This is a genomic window from Ruminococcus sp. 1001713B170207_170306_F1 (genome assembly GCF_015668065.1).
GTDB classification, from domain to species: domain Bacteria; phylum Bacillota; class Clostridia; order Lachnospirales; family Lachnospiraceae; genus Blautia_A; species Blautia_A faecis.
On record NZ_JADPEX010000026.1, the window covers coordinates 63,729 to 72,013 of the forward strand.

Consider the following 8,285-nt stretch of genomic DNA (forward strand, 5'->3'; position numbering starts at 1 on the left):
TCTGGTAACTATTCAATATCTGCGCTGCAAGCGTTACAATTTGGAGTATAAGTACTGGGGAAAAAATGAGACGAACGAAAGCATATCGGTTGATTTTTGTGGGAGTGGCATCTGTTCTGCTGGGAGGCTGCTCGGGGAGTTCGAAGGCAAACATGGAGGAGGCAGCAGAGCAGCCCGCTGTGGTGGACTATACCTGTATTTCTAATCCGGAAAGCGATAAGCAAATATATGTTATTCTGAAAAATTATCATGGTGCTTACTGGGAGAAGGTAATAGATGGTATAACAGAAGCTGCAAAAAAACTGGATGAAGCGGTTTATCTTGGCGGAATTGATAACGAAACTGACATTTCCGGTCAGATTGACCTGATGAACCAGGCTATGGAGCAAGGCGCTGACGGAATCCTGCTGGCTCCGGCAGATTCCAATTCACTGGCAGACAGCTGTCAGAAGGTACGGGAAAAGGATATTCCGATAGTACTTATTGATTCTTCTATTAACAGCAGCGAATTTGATGCCTGTTACATGACAGATAATATAGATGCCGGAGAAATGGCAGCGAAAGAAATGCTGGAGTTGCTGTATGATGCAGGAAATTCACCGACAGACCCACTGGAAGTGGGAATCCAGTTGTCATCGGATAGTTCACAGGCAATGGTAAATCGTGTTTCCGGATTCCTGAATTTCTGGGCGGGCAATGCACCGGAGCAGTGGGAAATCGTTCAGGATATAAGAGTTAATGGCGGTGATACGAAAAAGGCACAATCGGATGCTTCTGCATTATTGAGAGAAAATGCAGATATAAAGGGCTTTTTCGGCTGTAATAACACATCTACTGTCGGCATCGTAAATACTCTTTTTGAAGAAGAAAGAACAGATGTAGTGCTGGTGGGTTTTGACCTGGCGGACGAAACGAAACAGATGCTTCAGAATCCGGAGTATCATGCAGTGACTGTGCTGCAGAAACAGGATCAGATGGGATATCTGGGAATGCTTTCCCTGAATTCTCTTATAAAGGGAGAAAAATCAGAGCAGAAGTATTTTGATACCGGAGTTATTATGGTTGATTCTGATTACCTTATGGAGAATGCTGTCTCATGAAAGATCGAAGAAAAAATAAAACAAAAAGAAAAGTCCTGCTGGCTTTGTATCTGGTAGTCTGCCTTGTCATTATCGTGGCGGCATACTTTCACCTGAGCAGAATTGCGCGGAATTTCAATACAGAGCATCTGGAGCTGATCACAGGCCTGTACGCGGAAAAGATGAATGATTCTATGGAATATCTTCAGAACTATGTACAGGAAGATATAAAGATGATCCGGTCTATGGAAAATGCCCAACCGGAGGAAATCCTGGAACAGCTGGAGAAAAATCTTGACAAGACTGTTTTCGGTGATATTGGTTTTATTATGAATGATGGCGAAATTTATGGCAGCAGCAGCTGCGCTGTTTCCGATATCAAAAAGAAGAAGCTGGATGAGGCGGCGCTGGCTTCGGATACGTCTTTTAACTCGGATCCTTACCAGTCCAGCAGAACTGGAAATATGACCATGACCGTTTTTGTGCCAGTAGGGGATACTTCACTGGTTCATACACTTTATGTGTCGATTATGATTGAAAATCTCAGACAGTTGGGTGAGTATGAGCTGCTTCAGGGCAAGATCAGTATTCACCTGTTAAAGGCCGATTCAGAAAATTTTATTACCTGTGTCAGTGACAATTCCGGCCCGTCTGGCAGTTGGAACAATCTTTTACTTCAGCAGAAGTATTTCCAGTATGATGCAGGTTATTCCTACAACCAGTGGATAAAGGACATGCGTTCCGGAAAGAAGGATGGGAGATTTTCCGCTATTATCAGAGGAGAGGAATCTACAATTTCCTATAGAAGTATTTCTGTTATGCCAGGCTGGTATGTGATCGTTGAACTGACAAATAAGAATATTTCTGATATTACCCAGCAGTTTTCCGCCTGGGGCGGAGTATATGGAAGTATTCTGGTAGGCTTCACGATACTGTACATGCTGACCCTTGTGCTGTTGGAGAAAAAAGATAAGAAAATATACATGGGATTGTCTACTACAGATCCTCTTACCGGAATTCTGAACCGCAGAGCTTTTCAGATTGCCGTGGAAGAAGAATTGCGTAAAAAAACGCCAGGTATCTTCATCTTTATTGATGTAGATAATTTTAAAATTTATAATGATACTTACGGTCATAACAATGGAGACTTCTGCCTGAAGCATTTTGCGAAAACTATGAAAAGCTGTTTCCCGGAGGATAGCATAATCGGCCGGTATGGCGGTGATGAATTTGTGGTTTACCTGAAGAATCTTACAGGGGAAATGACGCGGACTTATATGGAAACGTTTCAGAGGATGATTTCCCAGCTTACACTGCCTACAGGAGAGGCTGTAGAGCTTTCAGCCAGCGCAGGCGGAGCTGCATTCCCGGAACAGGGAGAAGACGTTATGTCTCTTTGTAAAAGCGCAGATATGGCTTTGTATAAGGTGAAACAGAATGGGAAAGCTGATTTTAAAATGAAAGGAATGTAAATGAAAGGATCCCGGCAAGGTCGAGGCTTGTTAGCCTTCTACCTTGCGAGGGATCCTTTTTTACTTGATAAATGTATCCTGTGGAAATATTAATTCACGTTTGCCGGATCAATCTCTGTAATGGCTGGTGCCGTCCAGGTGTCCAGTGCATCCACATCAGGTGTATAGATACGCATATACAGGTGGAAGCCACCGTCACCCACAGGAAGCCAGTTTGGGGTATCCTCCGGTGCATCTTTAGACAGAATGACATCAATGGAACCATCCTCATTCGCTTTCAAACCGGAACGGTCATTTATGCAGTAACGATCAATTGGATTATCAATCAGGAAGTCATCATCCCCGTATGCAGTCACAGACCAGAACCCCCCTTCAAGAACCAGCGGATAGCTTTCGAAATGAAGGATATAGGATTTTTCTCCTGTCAGAAGATTTCCATCCGCATCCTGTTCTGTCTTGGCATACAATGCAACCTCAACGGTATTGGCACCAAGCCCTGCAAGTGCTACCAGTGCACGATAAGCATATTCTGTGTTACAATCTCCGATTGGTGCACCAAAATAACTCCACTGGCCAAGCTTCTTTGAGAATTTCATTCCCTCTTTAACAAGCTTTGGCCGAATTTCTGTAAGCATTGTTTTCCAGCTTTTGGCAACATCACCGGTAAGAACAGAAGCGTCAAATTCCATACCAGGTCCTACATTCACAGCAGCTATTTTTTCAAGCATTTCCTTATCTGCAGCTGCCGGAGAATTCTTTACCATTAATTCATTGGCCTTATTAAAAAATGTAACCGGATCCATGGAAAGAACCTTATCAACAGGAACATAATTATTCTCTTCGCTATAGCTGCCCTTTGGAGGCTCATAAGTATCTCCAGATATATAATTGGAAAGTGGCATTAGTTTCATTTTTTCCTGAATGGCACGCACATTTGGCAAATCCTCTTCTCCTGATAAAATGGTTCTGGTGATAGACCATGCCATGGATGTGGGAACATCTATACGGGTAACGCCCTTAGGCAGTTCTCCCTCCCATGTAGAAAGAGTAATTGCATATGCACCTGCCTGATCGAGAACTGCGGCAGTGTTTGTCCAGGCATCCAGCACCTGAACCTTACAAAAACGATCTGTTTCCGGAAGCTCATAGACCATTGGTTCCTCGCTCAGATCATACCATACCTGTGAATAGATCGTATCCACATTAGGAGTTACCACATTCCTGAATTGTGCATTTGCCTGTGCAACACTGTGTATAAACTGATTTACAGGTGCTTTCCCGGTAACAGCTTCCTCTGTGTTCGTTGCTGAAATCTCAGTCGCATCCATAAGCACCAGTGGAAATGCATAAACATAAGCATCTTCCACAGTCTCCCATATATTTTCATCTGTCTCACTGTCAGCAGCTGCTGCAAATACCTGCACATTGCTGGAATAGCCTGACAGCACCAATGCTGCACTGGCTATAAGAGCTGCAAATCTTTTCATATCCATATCCTCCTGTAAGTATTTATGATTTTGTCAAGCGGATATTCCAGATCCGCTTTGCTACTTGCTCATAACCGAATAATTGCTTCGCAGTTTATCTGAAGGAGCTTGCACTTCTCCTGATACAAGCAAGTTCCCACCCACTGCTTATTGCTTTTTGCAATCGCCCCAGGGGACTTACTTGATTCGGTTAAACACTCTCTAAACATATAGGAAACCGACACGCCTGCAACAACAGGTATGTCACGCTTCCAGCACCAAATTTTATGGCTCGATAATATTAAAATATTTATACTCTGAGGTAACCGTAACTGCATCCATCAATCGTGTCAGGCAGGTCTCATCACCCTCCTGCTGGATCAAAGCTGCAATATTTTCCGTGTTTTTCTGAATAATAGACAGCAGTCCGGCACGTTTGGTAGTCCATGTCACATCCGCATCCGCATCCTGTGTATCTTTCTGATAAAGAAGTACACCATTTTTCACGCGGAGTACATAATTACCTTCCGGCAATATAAGATTTGCTGTAAACGTCAGATCCGGAACCTTCGTTGTATCTACAAGAATTCCCAGATAATCCAAAATCATTTCAGGTGTCATATGTAAAATAACATCACCGTTACCATTGCCTCGCGTTGCATCATCGGTATTTGTACCATTTCGCAGCTCCTGTGCCGCACAAAGGTAAGCACTGCGCCATGGACCGGATTCTGCCTGATACCCCAATTGCTCTAATGCATCTGCACAAAGATAACGTGCATCCATATTTTCCGGATCAGCAAAAACCAGCGTATTGGTGATCTGGGCAACCCACTGATATTCTCCCTTTGCAAAATCTTCTTTTGCTTTTTCAAGAACCGCATCTGTGTCACCGAAATATTCTACCAGCTTTTGTGCATAATCCGATGGTGTAAGTTCAGCAAGATGGACAGGATTACCGTCATACCATCCCATGTATTTCTCATATACTGCCTTCGAATTATGAGAAACTGTGCCATAATACTGACGGGTATACCAGACTTTCTCCAACTCCTTGGGAAGCTGGATCATATTAGCAATCTCTGTCTCCGTATAACCTTCATTAATGTAAAGCAATGTCTGGTCGTTAATAAACTTATACACAGCTGCAGTATTGGTCATATATTCCTGAATAATATCCTTTCCCCAATGTGGCCAGTTATGAGACTGGAATACTACATCTGCCTGATCACCATAAAGTGCCAGAGATTCCATAATGTACTCTGCCCATGCGTTTCCGTCACGTACCTGGGCTCCGCGGAGTGTATACAGGTTGTGGAGTGTTCCTGTACAGTTTTCAGCCATCCACAAAGCATTTTTCGATCCAATCCAGAAGTTCATCTCCGCCGGTGCTTCGGTACCCGGAGTAAGCTGAAATTCAAGTTCCACTCCATCAATAGTATGCTTCTCACCGGTTTCTGTGATTTCAAGTGTAGGAGAAATATAACTTGTACTGCCCCTGGACTGCCCCATGCCAATACCAATGGCAAGAGCTCCTGTTTCACTGGCCTCAAGCATGGTTCCATACTGATAGCTTGCTCTGCGCCCCATGGCAGTACCTGCATAAATATTCTCGCTGACAGCATGCTTCTCAAAGCCCTCCGGTGCAATTACCTGCACATCACCGGATTGTACATCTTCTTCTGAAATAATTCCCCTGACTCCACCGAAATGATCAACATGGGAATGGCTGTAAATCACTGCCTTTACAGGAAAAGTGCCCAGATTCTCTTCCACCAGGGAAAAAGCCGCTGCCGCACATTCCATGCTCATCAGTGGATCTACTACAATCCATCCCGTATCACCTTTTATGAAGGTGATATTTGACATGTCATAGCCACGCACCTGATAGATTCCATCGGTTACTTCAAAAAGACCATAAATATGATTCAGCTGTGTATCTCTCCAAAGACTTGGATTCGCTGTATCCGGAGCATCCTGATCCAGAAAAGCATATGCCGTCTGACTCCATACAAGCTTCCCGTTCTCATCATAAATATCCAGAGTATCCGGAGACGCAATCAGACCTTTTGTAGCATTTTCAAACTCCTCAGTATCCTCGAAATCCAGCAATGCATAAACTTCCTGATTTGCATCAATGGTATACTGGGTGGCTGGTTTGCTTTCTGCTGTTAATTCTGATGCGGCAATTGCGGTGGAACTGCCACAAACAGCCATAGTAAGTGCCAATGCAGCGGTAGTCAAAGTAACTGCTTTTTTTCTTTTCATGATACGTTTTCCCCCTTGTTCTGCAAAAAAATCAGATATTTTCTGCTGTAAATCTTAATTGCTTGCAAAAAACAATATCTAATAAAAATATAGCATGAATGTATCAGGGGAACAATCGAATTATAGAGAAATAACATTTCTATTGCGGTAAATCAACCTAATAAGCGGTAAAACGACATTTGTTATTTAGAGGAATTACTTTTCATGGAAACTTCAACCAATCTGACCAGATGATTTTTTTCACTTATAGATTTCATTTTGTCTGCATTAAACAAAATGCATCCACAGTGTCCCGGAAATGTAGGAAAACATATAATTTTCAGATTCGTATCTATTTCAGGACTATAATCCATGATTTCCAGTGTTTCACCATACAAGGTGGCGCGTTCATAAACATGAAGCCATTTTGCGTCCATATTGGAAAAAAGACTGGAAAAGGAACTTCCGATCATCTTGTCTAAGGGCTGCTTTTCCAGGGCAGCTAACGCTTCATTCCCATAGCGGAAGATCCAGTCCACTGCCTTTTTTTCTTCATTGAATACCATTTCTATATCCGTGAATGCAAAAGGGAGAGCATCACATATTTTATAATATTTGCGATATTCTTCTGCTGTCAGCGGCAGCTTTTTTTTACTGATTTTTGCAATTATAAGCTCCTGATTTTTCTGCAGTTCTTCTCTGAGCACCCTTTTTTTACGTTTTGCATAGCAAATTTTCTCACCATTAGACAGCAAAATCCTGTCTCCAATATCACTGATTGCAGATACAGCTACCATACAGCCACGTTTTACCTCAATAAATTCTTCATTCAATTGTTTCTTTAATTCTTTCAGTGTCATTCGGCAACGATACACGTTTCCATCAAACATATGAATCCTGCAATGATCATCTGACATGATCACATAGAGAATGTCTGCACATCGGATCGCGATCTTCGTGCGATTGAAGGTTACTGTAATGAATTCCTGCTGCATGGCTGAGGTCTCCTTCTGGTAATTAAAAATCTATTTGAAAAATACAACTTTTACTATTCTAGCACTGTGTCAAAGCTCTTACAAGTATACAGATGCCAACCGTATAGTGCATCAATTTGTGTTTCAAAAGTGGTAACTGCTTCGTAATGCATATCTTGTAGAAAGCTTTTTTCAAACATGCTCTAACGAACAGTAACCATTGTAAGGGCGGAACAGAAGAAAAGTCTTGTAATTTGTGTGTAATTATAGTACAATTGAAGCTACAGATTTGTCCTGTTAGTTTAATGGATAGAACAAGTGCCTCCTAAGGGCTAGGTGGAACAAACGCCTTTTGATATGATAACTAGATAAAATTGAATAGATTTTTAAGAATGTCCCAGTACCTCAGCAGGATAGAGGGTTCGCCTCCTAAGAGAAAGCCGAGGCATTCCCCAAAGGGAAAAAATGAAAAACAACTTTCAGTTCGAATCTATTCTGAAAAATGCTAATGGTGACAACAAAGCATTCCCCAAATTGGGGAACGTTCTAATGTTACCAAATCAAAAAAATCTGTAGATTGACAACTCGAAAGAGAGTTGATAATCTTATATATGGCCGAAGGGAAAAATCCCAGAAACCCAGTAAAATCAAGGGTTTGCGGCATGTGTCGTCATAGCTCAGCTGGATAGAGCACTCGCCTCCTAAGAGAAAGCCGAGGCATTCCCCAAAGGGAAAAAATGAAAAACAACTTTCAGTTCGAATCTATTCTGAAAAATGCTAATGGTGACAACAAAGCATTCCCCAAATTGGGGAACGTTCTAATGTTACCAAATCAAAAAAATCTGTAGATTGACAACTCGAAAAAGAGTTGATAATCTTATATATGGCCGAAGGGAAAAATCCTAGAAACCCAGTAAAATCAAGGGTTTGCGGCATGTGTCGTCATAGCTCAGCTGGATAGAGCACTCGCCTCCTAAGCGAGGGGTCGGAGGTTCAAATCCTCTTGGCGACGGGCTTCAAAGCGTTCGAAAATGTTAGCTGGATTAG

The 8,285-nt window shown here is 42.3% G+C and carries 5 protein-coding genes and 1 tRNA gene; 3 read left to right on the top strand and 3 right to left on the bottom strand.

Annotated elements, in window-relative coordinates; translation table 11 throughout:
* Window positions 1-65 precede the first annotated feature (65 nt).
* Complete coding sequence (locus I4V84_RS15065; RefSeq protein WP_195992785.1) at window positions 66-1,100, top strand: ABC transporter substrate-binding protein; 1,035 nt, start codon at window positions 66-68, stop codon at window positions 1,098-1,100.
* Complete coding sequence (locus I4V84_RS15070; RefSeq protein ID WP_195992787.1) at window positions 1,097-2,551, top strand: GGDEF domain-containing protein; 1,455 nt, start codon at window positions 1,097-1,099, stop codon at window positions 2,549-2,551. The genes I4V84_RS15065 and I4V84_RS15070 overlap by 4 nt, the downstream gene beginning before the upstream one ends.
* Before the next feature lie 89 nt (window positions 2,552-2,640).
* On the opposite strand, the gene I4V84_RS15075 is transcribed toward I4V84_RS15070, so the two are convergent.
* The 3 genes from I4V84_RS15075 to I4V84_RS15085 all read right to left on the bottom strand — a co-directional run bounded on the left by I4V84_RS15075 (window position 2,641) and on the right by I4V84_RS15085 (window position 7,259).
* On the bottom strand, window positions 2,641-4,038 hold the full coding sequence (locus tag I4V84_RS15075; protein ID WP_207748683.1) for a DUF1254 domain-containing protein: 1,398 nt from the start codon (window positions 4,036-4,038) through the stop codon (window positions 2,641-2,643).
* A gap of 264 nt (window positions 4,039-4,302) precedes the next feature.
* A complete protein-coding gene (locus I4V84_RS15080; protein ID WP_195992789.1) occupies window positions 4,303-6,285 on the bottom strand; it encodes an alkyl sulfatase dimerization domain-containing protein in 1,983 nt (660 codons plus the stop codon).
* Window positions 6,286-6,467: 182 nt separating this feature from the next.
* Window positions 6,468-7,259 (bottom strand): LytTR family DNA-binding domain-containing protein, encoded by a 792-nt coding sequence (locus tag I4V84_RS15085; protein WP_195992790.1) that lies wholly within the window; start codon window positions 7,257-7,259, stop codon window positions 6,468-6,470.
* A 917-nt stretch (window positions 7,260-8,176) separates the two neighbouring features.
* Here I4V84_RS15085 and I4V84_RS15090 point away from each other — a divergent pair.
* Window positions 8,177-8,250, top strand: a tRNA-Arg gene (locus tag I4V84_RS15090).
* Window positions 8,251-8,285 lie beyond the last annotated feature (35 nt).

Excerpts from the sequence above, each read along its gene's own strand:
- I4V84_RS15065 (WP_195992785.1), top strand. The coding sequence starts at position 66 with ATGAGACGAACGAAAGCATATCGGTTGATTTTTGTGGGAGTGGCATCT.
- I4V84_RS15070 (WP_195992787.1), top strand. The coding sequence starts at position 1,097 with ATGAAAGATCGAAGAAAAAATAAAACAAAAAGAAAAGTCCTGCTGGCT.
- I4V84_RS15075 (WP_207748683.1), bottom strand. The coding sequence starts at position 4,038 with ATGAAAAGATTTGCAGCTCTTATAGCCAGTGCAGCATTGGTGCTGTCA.
- I4V84_RS15080 (WP_195992789.1), bottom strand. The coding sequence starts at position 6,285 with ATGAAAAGAAAAAAAGCAGTTACTTTGACTACCGCTGCATTGGCACTT.
- I4V84_RS15085 (WP_195992790.1), bottom strand. The coding sequence starts at position 7,259 with ATGCAGCAGGAATTCATTACAGTAACCTTCAATCGCACGAAGATCGCG.